This is a genomic window from Lacinutrix jangbogonensis, assembly GCF_000797445.1.
Lineage (GTDB): Bacteria > Bacteroidota > Bacteroidia > Flavobacteriales > Flavobacteriaceae > Lacinutrix > Lacinutrix jangbogonensis.
Window position 1 is genome coordinate 153,246 of sequence record NZ_JSWF01000033.1, and the last position, 17,937, is coordinate 171,182.

11 protein-coding genes are annotated in these 17,937 nt (G+C 34.6%); 7 read left to right on the forward strand and 4 right to left on the reverse strand.

Going from position 1 to position 17,937, the window contains the following annotated elements:
• Positions 1-2 precede the first annotated feature (2 nt).
• The 4 genes from RH82_RS14090 to RH82_RS14105 all read left to right on the forward strand — a co-directional run bounded on the left by RH82_RS14090 (position 3) and on the right by RH82_RS14105 (position 5,863).
• A complete protein-coding gene (locus RH82_RS14090) occupies positions 3-1,310 on the forward strand; it encodes a dihydrolipoamide acetyltransferase family protein (RefSeq protein ID WP_034061600.1) in 1,308 nt (435 codons plus the stop codon).
• 86 nt (positions 1,311-1,396) lie between these two features.
• Complete coding sequence (locus tag RH82_RS14095; protein WP_034061601.1) at positions 1,397-2,464, forward strand: branched-chain amino acid aminotransferase; 1,068 nt, start codon at positions 1,397-1,399, stop codon at positions 2,462-2,464.
• A gap of 210 nt (positions 2,465-2,674) precedes the next feature.
• A complete protein-coding gene (locus RH82_RS14100; RefSeq protein WP_034061604.1) occupies positions 2,675-4,726 on the forward strand; it encodes an alpha-ketoacid dehydrogenase subunit alpha/beta in 2,052 nt (683 codons plus the stop codon).
• A gap of 33 nt (positions 4,727-4,759) precedes the next feature.
• Positions 4,760-5,863, forward strand: a complete 1,104-nt coding sequence (locus RH82_RS14105; protein WP_034061607.1) for a bestrophin family protein — start codon at positions 4,760-4,762, stop codon at positions 5,861-5,863.
• Between the two features lie 40 nt (positions 5,864-5,903).
• Here RH82_RS14105 and RH82_RS14110 read toward each other — a convergent pair whose 3' ends face one another.
• The 4 genes from RH82_RS14110 to RH82_RS14125 form a co-directional block, all read right to left on the reverse strand.
• The gene (locus tag RH82_RS14110) at positions 5,904-6,455 is read right to left on the reverse strand and encodes a DUF4136 domain-containing protein (protein ID WP_034061609.1); all 552 of its coding nucleotides are present in this window, start codon (positions 6,453-6,455) and stop codon (positions 5,904-5,906) included.
• Between the two features lie 18 nt (positions 6,456-6,473).
• Positions 6,474-8,459, reverse strand: a complete 1,986-nt coding sequence (locus tag RH82_RS14115) for a urocanate hydratase (protein ID WP_034061673.1) — start codon at positions 8,457-8,459, stop codon at positions 6,474-6,476.
• A 22-nt stretch (positions 8,460-8,481) separates the two neighbouring features.
• Positions 8,482-8,637, reverse strand: coding sequence for a DUF5522 domain-containing protein (locus RH82_RS18575; protein ID WP_162182461.1), 156 nt, complete (start codon positions 8,635-8,637; stop codon positions 8,482-8,484).
• 475 nt (positions 8,638-9,112) lie between these two features.
• Complete coding sequence (locus tag RH82_RS14125) at positions 9,113-14,197, reverse strand: GEVED domain-containing protein (protein WP_034061620.1); 5,085 nt, start codon at positions 14,195-14,197, stop codon at positions 9,113-9,115.
• Positions 14,198-14,964: 767 nt separating this feature from the next.
• On the opposite strand from RH82_RS14125, the gene RH82_RS14130 reads away from it, so the two are divergent.
• Genes RH82_RS14130 through hemL form a run of 3 tightly spaced genes read left to right on the forward strand, consistent with a single transcriptional unit; the run spans position 14,965 to position 17,904 of the window.
• Complete coding sequence (locus RH82_RS14130) at positions 14,965-15,855, forward strand: 1-aminocyclopropane-1-carboxylate deaminase/D-cysteine desulfhydrase (RefSeq protein ID WP_241148072.1); 891 nt, start codon at positions 14,965-14,967, stop codon at positions 15,853-15,855.
• Between the two features lies 1 nt (position 15,856).
• Positions 15,857-16,618: a glucosaminidase domain-containing protein gene (locus RH82_RS14135; protein ID WP_034061622.1), complete on the forward strand. Its 762-nt coding sequence runs from the start codon at positions 15,857-15,859 to the stop codon at positions 16,616-16,618.
• Positions 16,619-16,623: 5 nt separating this feature from the next.
• On the forward strand, positions 16,624-17,904 hold the full coding sequence (gene hemL / locus RH82_RS14140; protein ID WP_034061624.1) for a glutamate-1-semialdehyde 2,1-aminomutase: 1,281 nt from the start codon (positions 16,624-16,626) through the stop codon (positions 17,902-17,904).
• Positions 17,905-17,937: the final 33 nt, after the last annotated feature.

Here is a 17,937-nt window from a genome sequence, read left to right on the forward strand (position 1 = left end):
CTATGTCTAGAGTTGAATTTAAAATGCCCAAATTGGGAGAGAGTATTACCGAAGCAGCCATAATTACATGGTTCAAAAATGTTGGGGATACTATAGAAGATGATGAAATGCTTTTAGAAGTTGCTACAGATAAAGTAGATTCTGAAGTGCCTTCAACAGTTTCTGGAGTTATAGAAGAAATTTTATACGAGGCTAATGCTGTTATTAAAATTGGAGATACAATTGCTATAATTAATACAGATGGTCAAGTTTTAACTTCTAAAAAAGAAACTTCTAAAAGGGATACTAAATTACAACAAAAGAAAACTGAAAAGCCCAAAGCGTCTAAAAGGCCTAAGCCTAGTCCAGTTGCTTCTTCAGATCAATTTAGTGTATCAAATTCAAACACGTTCTTTTCGCCATTAATAATTAAAATAGCAAAAGAAAGTCATATTAGTTTTGAAGAATTAGCTAGAATTCCAGCGACAGGTCATGAAGGGCGTTTACGTAAAAGTGATGTCTTTCAGTATATAGAAGAGGGGAGACCATATAAATTTGCGCAACCAGTTGCTCAAAAAGATACTACAGCATATCGTATTCCGCAATTGAATTTTGATAAAGGAAAAGGCAAAGTGGTTGAGATGGATCGTATGCGTCTCATGATTGCAGACCATATGGTGTATTCAAAACATACATCACCACATGTTACAGCTTATGTCGAGGCCGATTTAACCAATATGGTAAATTGGAGAAATGCTAACAAAATTGCCTTTCAAGAAAAACATGGAGAACGTTTAACATTTACGCCTTTGTTTGTAGAAGCTGTAGCTAAAGCAGTAAAAGATTTTCCAAATATTAATGCCTCTGTAGATGGCAAAAATATTATTATCAAAGAGCATATTAATATTGGTATGGCAACAGCCTTGCCTAGCGGTAATTTAATTGTTCCAGTAGTTAGAAATGCCGATACAAAAGACTTGAAAACTTTGGCAGGAAATGTAAATGAACTTGCAAATAAAGCGAGAGAGAATAATTTAAAAGCAGACGATATTCAAGGTAGTACATTTACAATTTCTAATGTTGGAACTTTCGGAAGCGTTATGGGAACTCCAATCATTAATCAGCCAGAAGTAGCAATTCTTGCTTTAGGAATCATAAAGAAACGTCCAGAAGTTATTACTACAGAAAAAGGTGATGAGATTGCCATTCGTAGTATGATGTATTTGTCATTATCTTTTGATCACAGAGTAGTTGATGGATTTTTAGGCGGAAGTTTTGTGCGTCGCGTTGCAGATTATTTTGAGCAATTTGATGTTAATAGAAAAATATAATTGAATTGTCATTCAGAGTGAAGCGAAGAATCTTATTTGAGGTTCCTGTGTCGTTTTTCTCTTCATAATGACAAATAAATAAAAATATGAAACATAATATTTCAATATCCAAAGTCTCTCAATCTAAAGTTGAAAACATCGATTTCAACAACATTCCGTTAGGCACAACTTTCACAGACCACATGTTTATTTGTGATTTTGAAAACGGACAATGGAGCAATCCTAGAATAGAACCTTTAGCATTAATACCAACGCATCCAGCAGCAATGGCATTGCATTATGGACAAGCGATTTTCGAGGGCATGAAAGCTACGGTTGATGGAGAAGGAAACCCAATGTTGTTTCGAGCGAATAAAAATGCAGCACGTTTAAATGCAAGTGCAGATAGAATGGGAATGCCAGATTTCCCTGAAGATCTATTTGTTGAAGGCTTAAAGCAATTAGTAGATTTAGAACGTAATTGGATTCCTCCAACAGATGGAAGTGCATTATACTTAAGGCCATTTATGTACGCAGATGAACCATTTATTGGTATGCGAGCAGCAACACATTATAAGTTTATAATTATGGCTTCACCAGCAGGGCCATTTTTTAGTAAACGTATTAAATTATGGGCTGAGAAAGAATATATCCGTGCTGCCAATGGTGGAACGGGAGAGGCGAAAGCAGCAGGGAATTATGCAGCAGCCATTCGCCCTACAGAATTGGCAAAAGCAAAAGGTTACGACCAAGTGTTGTGGTTAGATGCGGTTGAGCATAAGTATATTCAAGAAGTTGGAACCATGAATATTTTCTTCAAAATAGATGGAAAATTTGTTACACCTAAACGCGATGGTTCTATTTTAGATGGCATTACTAGAATAAGTGTTATGGATGTTTTAAAAGATAAAGGTTACGAGGTTGTTGAACGTGCAATAACAATCGATGAGATAAAAGAAGCATCAGAAAAAGGTGTTCTAGAGGAAGCTTTTGGAACAGGTACTGCTGTTGGTATTGCTTATATTCAAGAGATTGGAGTTGGCGATGAAACAATTCATGTGTCTAATGAAAGTCCAGTAGGATTAGATGTCAACACTACTTTAAACGCGATTAAAACGGGTAAAATAGAAGACAAGTTTAGTTGGATAATTAAAGTAAAAAAAGAGCTCGCTTAGAATAATTTGGGCGTTACCTGAAGGTCGGGCTTTCGGCAGTCGCTATCTGCGAGGAGCTTCAACAAAGCCTCAATCCCTACCGCAGAAGTAACCCTCTAAGAATAAATAATGTCGCTCGTATTGACGAGAGTTTGTCATTCCTGCGCAGGTAGGAATCCACAATGGACGAGAATTAATAAATAGATTCCTGTGTACACAGGAATGACAAGTATGGAAAAAAGCATTTTAGAAAAAGGATTTTCAAAACTCTGCACAGCAAAAGCTATGACAGAATTATACGAAGCTAATTTTAAACAAGTTTCAAAATACGTTCATGCCACATCAAGAGGTCATGAAGCGATTCAAATAGCTTTAGGTTTGCAATTATTACCTCAAGATTATGCCTTTCCTTACTATAGAGACGATGCTATGTTATTATCATTTGGTTTAGAACCTTATGATTTGATGTTGCAATTATTAGCAAAAAAAGCCGATCCGTTTTCTGGAGGAAGAACTTACTATTGCCACCCAAGTTTAAAAGACGATGATAAGCCAAAAATTCCACACCAATCCTCAGCAACAGGAATGCAAGCTATTCCTGCAACCGGAGTTGCCATGGGAATGCAGTATAAAGAATTACAGGGTTTAGATGACAAAGCACTTAAAGATTTGCCTTTTGTGGTATGCTCTTTAGGAGACGCATCTGTAACCGAAGGAGAAATAGCAGAAGCCTTCCAAATGGCAGCTTTAAAACAGATGCCAATTTTGTATTTAGTACAAGATAATGGTTGGGATATTTCAGCAAATGCAGCAGAAACCAGAGCGCAAAATGCTTTTGAATATTCACAAGGTTTTCATGGTTTAGATGCGATTTCAATTGATGGTGCAAACTTTACGGAAAGTTATGAAGCCATAGAAAAAGTGATCCATACTATTAGAACAGAACGTCGCCCATTTTTAGTTCACGCTAAAGTGCCATTATTAAACCATCATACCTCTGGTGTAAGAATGGAATGGTATCGCGATGATCTGGAAGAAGCACGTTCACGAGATCCCTATCCAGTTATTAGGCAACAATTACTAGATGCTGGTTTTTCTGAACAACAGATTTTAGATATTGAAAATTCCGCGAAAGCGAAAGTGCAATCAGATTTCGGAAAAGCTTTAAAACAAGAAGAACCAAAGCCTGAAGATTTATTCACGCACGATTTTGCACCAACACCAATTACAGAAGAAAAAGGAACTCGTGCGCCAGTAGGCGCAGATAAAGTAGTCATGGTAGATTGCGCCTTATTTGCTGTAGAAGAATTAATGAAAAAACATAAAGAATGTTTGCTCTACGGACAAGATGTTGGAGGACGACTTGGTGGTGTGTTTAGAGAAGCAGCAACCTTAGCTCAAAAATTTGGAGACGATCGTGTTTTTAATACACCAATTCAAGAAGCCTTTATTGTAGGTTCAACTGTTGGTATGAGTGCTGTTGGATTAAAACCTATTGTTGAGGTTCAGTTTGCAGATTATATTTGGCCTGGCTTAAATCAATTATTTACAGAAGTGAGTAGAAGCTGTTATTTAAGTAACGGTAAATGGCCAGTAAGCATGATTCTACGTGTGCCAATTGGTGCTTATGGAAGTGGAGGACCTTATCATTCATCTTCTGTAGAAAGTGTAATTACTAATATTAGAGGTGTTAAAATTGCGTATCCAAGTAATGGAGCCGATTTAAAAGGCTTGATGAAAGCTGCTTACTACGATCCAAATCCAGTAGTTATTTTAGAACATAAAGGTTTGTATTGGTCTAAAGTGCCAGGAACTCAAGGTGCAACATCTGTTGAGCCAAGTGAAGATTATGTTTTACCTTTTGGTAAGGCTTGGGTGCTTCAAGAAATATGGAAACAAGAAAATGTTGAAACTTTAACCATTGTAACCTATGGAATGGGAGTGCATTGGGCTATGAATGCTTCCGAAGAATTAGGAATGCAAGATCAAATAGAGGTTATCGATTTACGTACATTATTTCCTTTGGATGACGACACGATTATGAAATCTGTTAAGAAAACAGGAAAATGTTTAGTAGTGACAGAAGAACCTTCAAATAATAGCTTTGCTAGAGCTTTAGCTGGAAAAATTCAGGAAGAATGCTTTAAATATTTAGATGCTCCAGTAATGACCATTGGTAGTGAGAATATGCCGGCAATACCATTAAATTCAACTTTAGAACAAACAATGATTCCTTCAACTAAAAAAGTACAGGATAAAATAGAAAGTTTGCTTAATTACTAGTCTTTTGTATCTTACGTCAAATAAAAATATTTTATGTATACAAGACGAATATTTCCAGTAGCAGGTGTTATTAAATGGACACGAAGGCATATTTTTTTATTTCTCATATTAGCAACAATTCCTGTCATCTTATTTGATGTTGTTGGATTGAAATGGTTGCATGTGCCTTGGTTGCCATTAGGTGTTTTAGGTACAGCAGTAGCGTTTATGGTGAGTTTTAAAAATAATGCCTCTTATGATCGTCTTTGGGAAGCGCGTAAAATATGGGGCGGTATTGTTAATGCCTCTCGTACTTGGACTATTATGGTTAGAGACTTTATTAATAATGACCATAGTAAAGAAAAGCTTTCCGAAACCGAATTATTTGGTATTCATAGAGAATTGGTGCATAGGCATATCGCTTGGTTAACAGCATTGCGTTATCAAATGCGTGCCGACAAACCATGGGAGCAACATGTGAAAGACCAAAAGTCTAATCAGGAATTTAAAGAATCAAATTACCTTGTTTGCGAAGACACTATTCCAATTAAAGACGCCATTAATGGTTACATTTCCGAAGAAGAATATAATACTATTTTTGCTAAAGGAAATAAGGCGTCACAATTATTAGGTGTACAATCTAAAAGACTTAAGACGCTAATGCAGGAAGGTTTGATTGAAGATTTTAGGCACATGGAAATGGTGAATGTGCTAAAAGAGTTTTATACACTTCAAGGTAAAAGTGAACGTATTAAAAACTTTCCTTACCCAAGACAATTTGCAACATTGAATTATATGTTTGTTTGGGTTTTTATCATTCTTTTACCTTTTGGCATCATGGGAGGTTTTGAAGCCATTGGTGAGCATATTATTGGAGATTTAGAAAACCATAAATCTCATACTTCTACGTTACACCATATTCAACAGTTTATTGCACATCATTTTGTGTGGTTTTCAATACCATTTAGTGCATTATTAGCATGGGTGTTTCATACTATGGAAGTTATTGGTGAAAGTACAGAGAATCCATTTGAAGGCGGTCCAAACGATGTGCCAATTACAGATATGAGTCGTGGAATTGAAATAGATATTAGACAGCTTATTGACGATACAGATATACCAGAACCTTATGTTTGGAACAATGATATTGTGATGTAATTATAAGTTGTAATTGTTATCTAAATTTTTTTTTTGTATTTTATTGTTCCATTTCTGGAGGATATTTGGTCATAATCTCAGCAACAAATGTTCTAATTCTTTCCTCTCTTTTGTCAACACTAGAAGATGTGTTTAGATAACCAGAACCTTTTCCTTGCCATACCAATTCTTTCTTTTTAGCATCGATTAAGTCAATGTAAAGGCTGCCTTCTGTCGTGGTACTTATGTTGCTATTAAAGTTGTTTCCCATGTAAGGGCTCCATCCCCAACCATAGCCATAACCACCAAAACCATTGTTCCAAACATTAACTTCTTGTCTTTCTTTAGTAAAAATACTTACTAGTAAATCTGGGTTTTTAGATTTTGTAAAGCCTTTTGCTAGCATTTCTGTTTCAATAGCACGAAGAATTCTACGTTTGTCTAAATCACTAATTTCTGCTTTGTCTATTCCTGTTTTAAAAAACGCAAAGGTTTTATAGGAATCAAAATCTGCGCTTTTATCGTAGTCTGAAGCTACACGAACCGAAGTACAAGAGCTTACAATCATTAAAAGCATTAATAAGGGTAGCGTTTTTTTTACAATTTTTCTCATAGTATAATTTGTTAATGGTTATAACGAATCTATTATAGCATCATCAACGTTATTTGGCAATGTTACTTTTAAATTAGGTTCAATTTCCATAGCACGTTTTATTGCGAAAACTGCGCCTTCGTTTCTTGCCCAACTTCTTCTAGATATACCATTATTAACATCCCAGAATAACATGGATTTTAAGCGTTTTGAAGCTTCTTTACTACCATCAAGAACCATACCAAATCCACCGTTTGTAACTTCTCCCCAACCCACTCCACCACCATTGTGGATACTTACCCAAGTAGCACCGCGAAAGCTGTCTCCAATAACATTTTGGATTGCCATATCTGCTGTAAAGCGAGAGCCATCGTAAATATTACTGGTTTCTCGGTAAGGAGAATCTGTACCGGATACGTCGTGATGATCGCGACCTAAAATAATAGTTTCAATCTCTCCTTTAGCTATGGCTTGATTGAAAGCTTCTGCTATTTTTGCTCTACCTTCAGCATCTGCATATAATATTCTGGCTTGAGAACCGACTACCAATTTATTTTCTTGTGCGCCTTTTATCCATTGGATATTGTCGGCCATTTGTTGCTGGATTTCCTCTGGAGAGTTCTTTTTTATTTCTTCTAAAACAGCGCAAGCAAGAGCATCAGTTTTTGCTAAATCTTCTGGATTCCCAGAAGCACAAACCCAACGGAAAGGTCCAAACCCATAATCGAAACACATAGGTCCCATAATATCTTGTACATAACTTGAGTACTTAAAATCGATACCATTTTCTGCCATAATATCTGCTCCAGCTCTTGAGGCTTCTAATAAGAAAGCATTTCCATAGTCAAAAAAGTAAGTACCTTTAGCTGTGTGCTTATTAATAGCATCAGCATGTTTGCGAAGTGTTTTCTGAACTTCTATTTTGAATTGCTCAGGATTATTAGCCATCATTTCATTCGCATTTTCAAACGATAAGCCTGTTGGGTAATAACCTCCAGCCCAAGGATTATGAAGTGAGGTCTGGTCGCTACCTAAATCTATATGAACATTTGCTTTATCAAAGGTTTCCCAAACATCTACTATGTTTCCTAAATAGGCTATTGAAATAGTTTCTTTTTTAGCTTGTGCTTTATTTACACGTATAACTAATTCATCTAAATCAGTAATCTTTTCATCTATCCAACCTTGATCTAGACGTACCTGAGTTATTTTCGGATTCACTTCTGCGCAAACAGTAATGCAGCCAGCGATATTTCCTGCTTTTGGTTGTGCTCCAGACATTCCTCCTAACCCAGAAGTAACAAATAAGCCACCTTTTGGATCTTTTTTTATTTTTCTGAAGGCATTCAAAACCGTAATCGTTGTGCCATGAACAATACCTTGAGGCCCAATATACATGTAGCTACCTGCTGTCATTTGTCCATATTGTGTAACACCTAAAGCATTAAATTTCTCCCAATCGTCAGGTTTAGAATAGTTAGGAATCATCATGCCATTAGTAACCACAACTCTTGGTGCTTCTTTATGCGAAGGAAATAAGCCCATGGGATGTCCAGAATACATTGTTAATGTTTGTTCGTCGTTCATCTCTGCCAAATATTTCATTGTTAAACGGTATTGAGCCCAATTAGAGAATACACCACCATTGCCCCCATAGGTAATGAGTTCGTGTGGATGTTGTGCTACATCATAATCTAAATTATTCTGAATCATTAACATAATCGCAGCAGCTTGTTTAGAATTTGCTGGATACTCGTTTATTGGTCTAGCATACATTTTGTAGTCTGGACGTAGGCGATACATGTAAATTCTGCCATAGGTATCTAATTCATTTTTAAACTCTTTAATTAGTACGTTATGGTGCTTTCGGTCGAAATATCTCAGGGCATTACGTAAGGCTAGTTTTTCTTCTTCTTTAGAAAGAATAGCTTTTCGTTTTGGTGCGTGATTTATGTCTTTTTCGTATGTTTTAGGTTCAGGTAATTTTTCTGGTATACCTTCTAATATTTGCTCTTTAAATGTCATATGATCTATTGACTTTGTTTTTTTATTGTATTTTTTTCTTATTAAATCCATAAGGACAATGTCTGCAACCGCTTTCACAACAATAACCACGTTTTAAGTGGTATTGTTCTGTAAAGCATCGATAACCTTCTGGTGTTAAGTAATAGTCGCCTTCTTCTATTGGTACAAATGTCTTCATACTTAATATTAACTTTTTCTTAAAATAATCGTAATGATTATGTGTCTTTTTTTTGTCTTCTTTAATAAATAATTTGAGTAAACATATTAAGATAGACTTAATATTACAAAGATAATGTAAATTGGAGTGATTTTTGAAACCTTCATTTTGTGATTTTAATTTTTAAATATTTAGTTCCTAAGGGTTATAGAGGTATAACTATTTTTCCGTTTATTTTTTTGAAGAGTAAGTCTTTAGAAACAGATCTGGTTTTAATAAACCACGAGAAGGTTCATTTAATACAGCAATTAGAGTTGTTAATAATTCCATTTTATGTCTTTTATAGTATTGAGTTTGTGGTTAGACTTATTCAATATAGAAGCTGGTACACGGCGTATAGAAATATTTCTTTTGAAAGAGAAGCGTATGCAAACGAAAACAACCTTGATTATTTAAAATCAAGGTTGTTTTATAATTTTTTAAAATATTTATAGTCTTAATATAATGCTTTCTTGTATACAATTGTATGATCATTAAATGTTATTTTTAGCATTAATGCAACATTCGATTTTTTAATCCCTTTTAATAGAATAGTATTTTCATCAACGTTGTTGTACGTCATTAGTCTTTTTCCAAGGATATCATACACTTCAATACTTTTAATATTTTTAGATTCAGAAATGACTTTTAAATCGTTGCCTGAAACCACTTTTATATCGTTACTGTCGACGGCATATTCTTCTGTAGATAAAGTCTGATTAGTATATATTATTTCAAATCGATTATCAAAAGTACCAACATTTGTATTAAATGTATATGGAGAAGAATTTAAACTGTGAACAATATTTAAATCTTTATCGTTTAAAAATATTGGTTGATTTATGAATAAGGTATCAAAATGGTCAATCCCTATTCTATATTGCCCTTGATTGAGTGCTTCAAATCCTAATGGAACAATATCCGACGTTGTGAAAGGTAATGGTTTGGCTTGTATTGTTAATTTTAAATCTGGAGCTGTTGAGTAAAAATTAACATCGTTTCCTCCATAAGAAAGTCCATCTTTTCCGCGATCCCAGCCTAAAGTGGCACCTTGCGCATAACCAAAGAGTATTTGACTAAACGCGCCACTATTGTTACTTAGGTTTAGCCATATTCTATGTTTCTCGAAATTAGTGAAAGTACTGCTGGAATTTTTGGCATTACTAGTTTTAAAGAAATTATCATTACCGCTTTGAACACGCATATCATTTTTAAATACAGCAGAGCCGTTGCCTAAACCTAGCACAAAAAAGCCTTGACCAGAAGCAAAATATTGCGTTGGTGGTGTACCTCCGGTGGCTGCTGTAGTATTTGTAGTTCCCATTGAATTTACAGAAGCATAATCGTTTGATGTGTAATTTGAAAAATAATCGGCATAGAAAGGGTCTGGTGTACCGCTGTTTGGAGGTGTATTGTGCGTCCATAAATATGCTGTACCATCTAATAAAACATCATTCCCTGTTTCATTAAGGAAACTTAAAATATCTATAGCAGATGGATATGGGTTACCGAGTAAGTTCCATTGGTCATCATCTGCTGTTACAGCTGTGTTTCCTATAGTAACTCCAAGTGTATTATCTGTTCCAACAGAAATAGGAGCTAATATATCTCCGTTATTAGGTGTGCCAACAAATAAAGCAGGAAACACTGTTTTAATTGCAGAATTAGTACTGAAATTTTGTGGACCTCTTATTGCATAACCTAAAGTTGGTGACATAACAGTTGTGTTAGGGTTCTCACCAGTCCAATCTCCATGTCCTCCAGATACTGTTGGTATCCAACTATAAAACTTGTCTGCTAAAGTATTTGGAGATAAATCATCTAATAGATATCCAGAAGCTGAAGTTAGAGGTGAAGCCCAATAAGTATAGTCGTAACGATACATTGGTTGGCTATTTCTTAGTATTCTAACTTCACCAGTATTAGCATCGTTGTCTATTTGCAACAAACTAGCGCTATCACTAATATTAAAAACACCATTTGTGTCTACATGTATCCATTCTGTAACCGTTAGACTATTACCGGATTCAATTTGTAAATCTCCAGTGTTTTTAATGGTAAGATTTCGTGCATAAGCATTAAAAGAAGTGCCAGATATAATGGTTTCATCTGGTATAATTATACAATTGTCTGCTGTTGGTACTCCATTTGGTAGCCATCTAGAAGGATCCTCCCAGTTTACAATTCCAGGACCATCCCAATATTTTGTATTATTCGTTACAGATACGTTTTCACTAATATCACATCCATTAGAAAGTGTTACTGTGGCTGTAAAAGAAAACGAAGGTGTTTTTAATTGTGCAGTTGTTGGTTTTACATATACTGTGCTAGCTGTAGTGCCAGATATGTATGGTATTGTTGCGTCTTCATCTAAAAATGCATTTATAGTTGTTGGTGTCCAAGAAAATGAAGAACTTAAAGGTATCGAGCCAAATAGTTGAATATTATCTACGGCAACACCGTCGCACCAATTGTCTGTATAATACCTAATTCTAATTTTTAAATCTGGTTCATTTATATACGCATTCATATTTAAGGATATAGATGAAAAATCTGTACCATAGCCTACGTCATCGTCATAAAATGCTATACTCGTCCAATTTGTTCCGCCATTGGTAGAGACTTCAATATTTACATTTTCCGTAATTGATGAAAGGTACCTTGAGAAATATATATCGAAATTTAGTGTTAAATCTATATAGTTTGAAGAATCTAGCGACGGAGATTGTAATGCGTTGTTTGTTATTATGGGAGCACCAGGAAAAGGAGGAGGGCCACTTTCCTGAGTGTCTGAGGTTGCCATAACAAATTTATTGGTTCCAAATCCTGATGAAATTGCAGGAAACCAAACTTCTTCACTAGGGATAAAAACACTCGTTCGTTGTTGCCATATTTTTCTAGTATTTTCTACTGCTCCATTATCTACAATATTATTATTAGTAAAAATACCTAAGCCAGCGCCTTCAAAATCTTCATCAATTAAATAAGCAACTTCGCTAGAGGCAGAGGCTGTAAGTTCTAAAATATCGTCTTCACCACAAACCTCTGGTATGGTTGGTGTAAAAGTTAGCGTGGGAATAGGTTTTATGCTTGCTGTAATTTTTGTCCTTACTAAAGATTCGCAGCTACCATTATCTGCTGTAACATAAAAATCTGTTGTCGTATTAATGGATAACGTAGTATAAATACCCATTGCGGTTGTTGCAATTGGCATAACGTCTATTTCATTAGCGTACCAATGGTACTGTGTTGTACCAACAGAACCAGTTGCGGTAAGTATAACTTGTCCAGGTCCACAGTTTTCGTTTTCTGTAATGCTGGTAATAATTGCAGGACAACTTTCTACAACTGTAAAAGAATAGTCTTCCGTTTCTCCATATTCTGTATAAGAACCTAGAGTGTCAAAATTCTCACAGGCATTAAAATTATAGCCATATTGTTCATCAGAGCCGTCAAAACTATTATAAATTCTTATTCTAATGTTGTAATTGCCAATAGGTTGACTTGAAGGAATAATAAAGCCAAAGGTAGTACTTGAAGTTGCAATGCTTCCAGAATCGAAAACAATTTCTGTTGCGTCGTTAAAAGAACCGTCTGAGTCCCAATCTACCCACGCTTTAATATGGCCTCTACTCACGGCTTCAACAAAAATATTCATACCTTCTCCTTGGGCTTGAATACTATTTGTTAAACCTGTAAAATCTTGATATCCTAGTGGACTAGAGGAGAAAGTACTCGTGTTTGTGACATCATTTAATGTTCCAATAAATTCGTTTTCTACAAAATAGAGACGGGTTTCATCGGAAGTGGACAGAGCAGTACAGCCCGGAGATGTAATGCAAATATCAAAAGTACCTTCGTCTCCAGTAGTTGTATAACTATAGATTCTAACATAATAAGTAGTCCCAATAGAAAGGCCTGAAGCATTTATAATTTCGTTACCAGAGGCAACAGCATCAGCACAGTTAATAGTTGTACCGTTGCAAGCTCCAGATCTTAAATCTATTACAAAGTCTCCAAGAGTCCCTGGAGTAACGGTAATATCATGATTAGCGTCGGTTGCAATAAATGAATACCAAACATCATCACTTGAATCACCAGTAAATCCATTACAGGTAATACCCGCAGTACTTTGTGTCGCATCAACGGTTGTTCCAGATGTACTCGTGGTGCAAGTTTCTGTTGGGTTCACCGTAAGACTTGTTGCTCCTACGCAATCATCGTTAGTAATAGATGCCGGTGTTGTTACGCAAATTCCAAAATCGCCATTATTGTTATTTCCATATTCCCATACTCTAACATATATTGTAGATAATGGAACAAAATCTGATCTTGTAATAGAAGGCATTAAGCCATTAGCACTATCATCATCGTCACATTCTATAAGGGCTAATGACCCGCAAGCTCCAGAGTATACTGCCATTCCTCCATCTGTAATTACATCTGTTTGTGTATCAATAGTTAATTGGCCACTTGCAGGAACTAGAATTGAGAACCAAACATCACCACCATTATAGTCTGCACAACCCGGATCTGATACGCTACTATCTGTGGCATTTTGGTTTGTATAAGTTGTATATGTACATGCTATATTTGGTGTTAAAGCTATTGCTCCTGCACAATCGTCGTTTGTAGTGCTAGAAGAAGATGTAAACGTTCCTGTTGTAGAGTTTGTATTAGATGCAGATGCAGTACAAGTGACTACCAAGCGCCAAGTTCTAACGACACCAGAAGCTGGAGCTACCATGCTAGTAAGTGCTGCATATGTTGAGGTTGCTGTACCTTGATTAGACCAAGGTGCGCCACCAGTATCACTGTATTGCCATTGGTATGTAAGTCCAGAGCCAGATGTAAAACCTGTTGCAGTTACATTATAAGTAGAGCCTGGAGTGCCAGATACAGGACTTACTGTTACAACTCCACCTGTTGGTGTACCAGAACATGTCGTAATTAAAGTTCCTTGGATAATTATATTATCAACATAAAAAAATCTAGTTCCAGATGCATTAATAGCCCTCAGTCTTAATCTAACTGTGTTTTCGGTATTTAGAATATTAACAGTATATGGATTTGTTGCTACAGCGCCTCCATCATTATCTGATGTGCCCCAAGGCCAATCTTCTCCACCTCCTCCGTTTTGTCCATCTATTAATTTTGTAGAAGCCCAGCTAGTGCCATTATTATAAGAAACATCTAAGAATAAATCTCTATTATTGTTAGCGTTAATTGAAGAAAATGAAATTGTAGCAGTTACATTAGTATAGGTAGTAATATTTATATCATCAAATAAAACAAAAGCACCATTGCTATTCATTCTAAAAGAGTTCGGTGCAGATTCTGAAGAATCATTTGTAACAGCAACTGTTCCTGATGTAGTGTAATTTAAATCATCTGCATACCCTGAAACTCCTGCGTCGAAACTTTGACTCCTAATTATTTGCCCAAAACTAGTGAGGCTTGATAATAAGAATACTATTAATATAATTTTTTTTGAAAGATTACTCTGTGATGTATTCAATTTTCTATGTAATTTTATCTGCATAATCTTAAGTCGTATTTATTATACCTAATGTTTGCTTTTAAATGTTTTAAAAATGTTTCTGATCCACAAGTTGCACCTTGTCTTAAACTATTTATAGTTAAGAACTGCAAAAGAACTTTAGAGTGTAGTTTTCTAATCATATCATTATATTGAATCAATCTTAAATCAAAAAAAATAAATTTAATTAATACAGATTGCTTATTACATCTAATTTAGTTAAAAAAACAAAAAATCATGATTAAAAACATATTTACTCGACGAAATACATATATTTTTTATATATTTTAATGTATATCGATATAATGGTGCTAATATTTGATTAAAGCCAGCTGCTGAGATTAGCTTCTTGAAGCTAATTTTTTAAACTAAATTAGATTTTCTTTTAACGCAGGCAGTGCTTCTTCCTTGTGTTTAATTGAAAAACACCGAGACGCTTTCTTCAAGTTTTCGGATTGCTCAGAAATTTCAAAAATAGCGATGTCTTTAAAATGAAGAGGAAAGCAGCTGTGTTAACTTGATTTTTATACAGAAGTGTTTGGTATAATAATTTGAAATATTTTTTTTAATTTTTCTTTTTAATAGAATTATGGACAAATAAATCTACTGACTAAAAAAATATTTTTTGTTAAAAAACAATTACTTTTACCCATCGCGTTTATAATATTTAATTCGGAATTGCGATTCATTTATAAGAAATCATCTTTTTTGTATTTTTAATCGAATAATAATGGCACAACGAAAGTAATTTGAAATTAAATATAAAAAATATAGATAATACTAAATTGGTATTTAATATTGAAGGAATTAAGTGTCTGACAATTAAACGAGAAGATTTAATCCATTCTGTTGTTTCTGGAAATAAATTCAGGAAATTGAAATACAATCTAATTCAAGCTAAAAAAGAAAATAAAATCACATTACTAACTTTTGGTGGCGCCTATTCAAATCATATTATGGCAACAGCCGCTGCAGGAAAACTAGAGGGTTTTAAAACTATTGGTGTTATAAGAGGTGAAGAGTTGTTTAATAAGATAGAAAATAATCCAACACTAAGCTATGCGAAATCTTGTGGAATGCAATTTAAATTTATTTCTAGAAACGACTTTAAGCATAAAAATGACATCAAATTTATTGAAGCTCTAAAACAGGAGTTTGGTGATTTTTATTTAATTCCAGAGGGCGGAACAAATAAACTGGCGATAAAAGGTTGTGAAGAGATTTTAACGGAAGCAGATAAAGATTTCGATTATATTTGTGTGCCCGTTGGAACAGGAGGTACTATTGCAGGTATAATAAACAGTGCAAAACCCAGTCAACAAGTTTTAGGTTTTTCAGCGTTAAAAGGTGATTTTTTAAAAGAAGATATTAGTAAATTTGCAAAACAAGATAATTGGCAATTAATTACAGATTATCATTTTGGAGGTTATGCAAAAATAAATATGGAGTTAATAACGTTTATTAATACCTTTAAAAATGTGCATGGCATACCTTTAGATCCTGTTTATACTGGGAAAATGATGTTTGGAATTATTGATATGATTAATAAAGGTGTTTTTAAAAAGAATGCTAAAATTTTAGCAATCCATACAGGAGGATTACAAGGTATTCAAGGCATGAATATTAGATTAAAACAAAAACAATTACCGTTAATACAATAAAATGAATAAACTAGTTACACTATTATGTGTTATGTTTTTTGTGATGAGTTGTGGCTCTTCCAAAAAAGTAGCAATAAAAAAAGAGGCTTCTAAAAAGGAAACGGTCAATGAGGTCGTAATTAAAGAAATTCCAAAAGTATATAATAGTCCTGTAGAGAAATATATAGCAATATATAGTGATATCGCACAAGACGAGATGCGTAATTATGATGTGCCAGCTAGTATAACCTTAGCACAAGGGATTTTAGAATCTGGATCTGGCAAAGGAAGACTTGCTGTTGAAGCAAATAATCATTTTGGTATAAAATGTCACAAAGAATGGACTGGTGGAAGAATATATCATGATGATGATAAAGACCAAGAGTGTTTCAGAAAATATAAAAACTCTAAATACTCTTTTAGGGACCATTCATTATTTTTAAAAGAACGTACACGTTATGCAGGATTGTTTAAGTTAGATATATCAGATTACAAATCTTGGGCAAAAGGATTAAAGGCGGCAGGTTATGCAACAGATAGAAAGTATCCGCAAAAATTAATAAGCTTAATTGAACGTTATCAGTTATATCGTTTCGATAATCAAGTTTTGGGCATCGCGTATAACCAAAAAGACAAACATACTATTGTAGGAGGAGATACATTATATTCTTTATCTAGAAAATATAATATCTCAGTATTAGAACTCAAAGCATTAAATAGTTTAGAAACTAACGATTTGTTTGTAGGACAAATTTTATTTATTAAGCCTATTCCAAAAGATTAATTACAATGATTTATAAACGTAGTAGTATGCTTTTCGAAGCAGCGGAGAAAGTAATTCCTGGAGGTGTAAATTCTCCAGTTCGAGCCTTTAAAGCAGTTGGTGGAACACCCATTTTTGTGAAAGAAGCCAAAGGTGCTTATTTATATGATGAAGATGGAAATGTATTAATAGATTATATTAATTCTTGGGGACCAATGATTTTAGGTCATGCCTTTGAGCCAGTTGTTAATGCCGTTATTGAAAAAGCTAAAAAAGGAACCTCTTTTGGTATGCCAACCGAAATAGAAACTGAAATTGCAGAATTAGCAGTGTCTATGGTGCCTAATATTGACAAAATTCGTTTTGTTAATTCTGGAACAGAGGCTTGCATGAGTGCTGTGAGGTTAGCAAGAGGTTTTACTGGGAAAGATAAAATTATAAAATTTGCTGGTTGCTATCATGGACATAGCGATTCGTTTTTAATCCAAGCAGGTAGTGGAGCAGTGACTTTTGGTAGCCCAAATAGTCCTGGAGTTACTAAAGGAACAGCTAAGGATACATTGTTAGCAAATTATAACGATTTAGCAAATGTTGAAGCGTTAATAAAAGCTAATAAAAATGAAATTGCTTGTGTTATTATTGAGCCAGTTGCTGGAAATATGGGTTGTATTCCTCCCTTAGATGGTTTTCTTGAAGGTTTAAGATTGCTTTGTAATGCTCATGATATTTTACTAGTTTTCGATGAGGTCATGACAGGTTTTCGTCTTGCAAAAGGTGGTGTTCAAGAGTTGTATGGCGTAGATGCGGATATTGTTTGCTTCGGAAAAGTTATTGGCGGAGGTCTTCCTGTGGGAGCCTTTGCTGCAAGAAATGAAATTATGAATCACTTAGCGCCATTAGGTCCCGTGTATCAGGCAGGAACTTTAAGCGGGAATCCGTTAGCTATGGCTGCCGGCTTGGCAATGCTAAAAGCATTAAATAGTGATACAGAAGTTTTTAAGCGTCTGGCTGAAAAAACGGAATACCTTCATAAAGGTTTAGCTAAAGTTTTAAATAGTAATAATGTTACGCATACCATAAATAGAGTTGGTTCTATGATATCTGTTCACTTTGATGAAGTTAGAGTTGTAGATTTTGAAACAGCTGCAAATGGTAATAACGACACCTTTAAAACCTTTTTTCATGGGATGCTAAATCAAGGTATATATATTGCGCCAAGTGCTTTTGAAACTTGGTTTATTACAGATGCTTTAACTTATGAAGATTTAGATAAAACGATAGCAGCTTGTGATACTGTTTTTAAATAGTTTAGAAAGTATAAAACATAAAAAAAAAGGCGA

Coding starts and splice junctions, on each gene's coding strand:
- RH82_RS14095 (WP_034061601.1), top strand. CDS start 1,397: ATGAAACATAATATTTCAATATCCAAAGTCTCTCAATCTAAAGTTGAA.
- RH82_RS18575 (WP_162182461.1), bottom strand. CDS start 8,637: ATGAAGACATTTGTACCAATAGAAGAAGGCGACTATTACTTAACACCA.
- RH82_RS14110 (WP_034061609.1), bottom strand. CDS start 6,455: ATGAGAAAAATTGTAAAAAAAACGCTACCCTTATTAATGCTTTTAATG.
- RH82_RS14090 (WP_034061600.1), top strand. CDS start 3: ATGTCTAGAGTTGAATTTAAAATGCCCAAATTGGGAGAGAGTATTACC.
- RH82_RS14135 (WP_034061622.1), top strand. CDS start 15,857: ATGAATAAACTAGTTACACTATTATGTGTTATGTTTTTTGTGATGAGT.
- RH82_RS14100 (WP_034061604.1), top strand. CDS start 2,675: ATGGAAAAAAGCATTTTAGAAAAAGGATTTTCAAAACTCTGCACAGCA.
- hemL (WP_034061624.1), top strand. CDS start 16,624: ATGATTTATAAACGTAGTAGTATGCTTTTCGAAGCAGCGGAGAAAGTA.
- RH82_RS14105 (WP_034061607.1), top strand. CDS start 4,760: ATGTATACAAGACGAATATTTCCAGTAGCAGGTGTTATTAAATGGACA.
- RH82_RS14115 (WP_034061673.1), bottom strand. CDS start 8,459: ATGACATTTAAAGAGCAAATATTAGAAGGTATACCAGAAAAATTACCT.
- RH82_RS14125 (WP_034061620.1), bottom strand. CDS start 14,197: ATGCAGATAAAATTACATAGAAAATTGAATACATCACAGAGTAATCTT.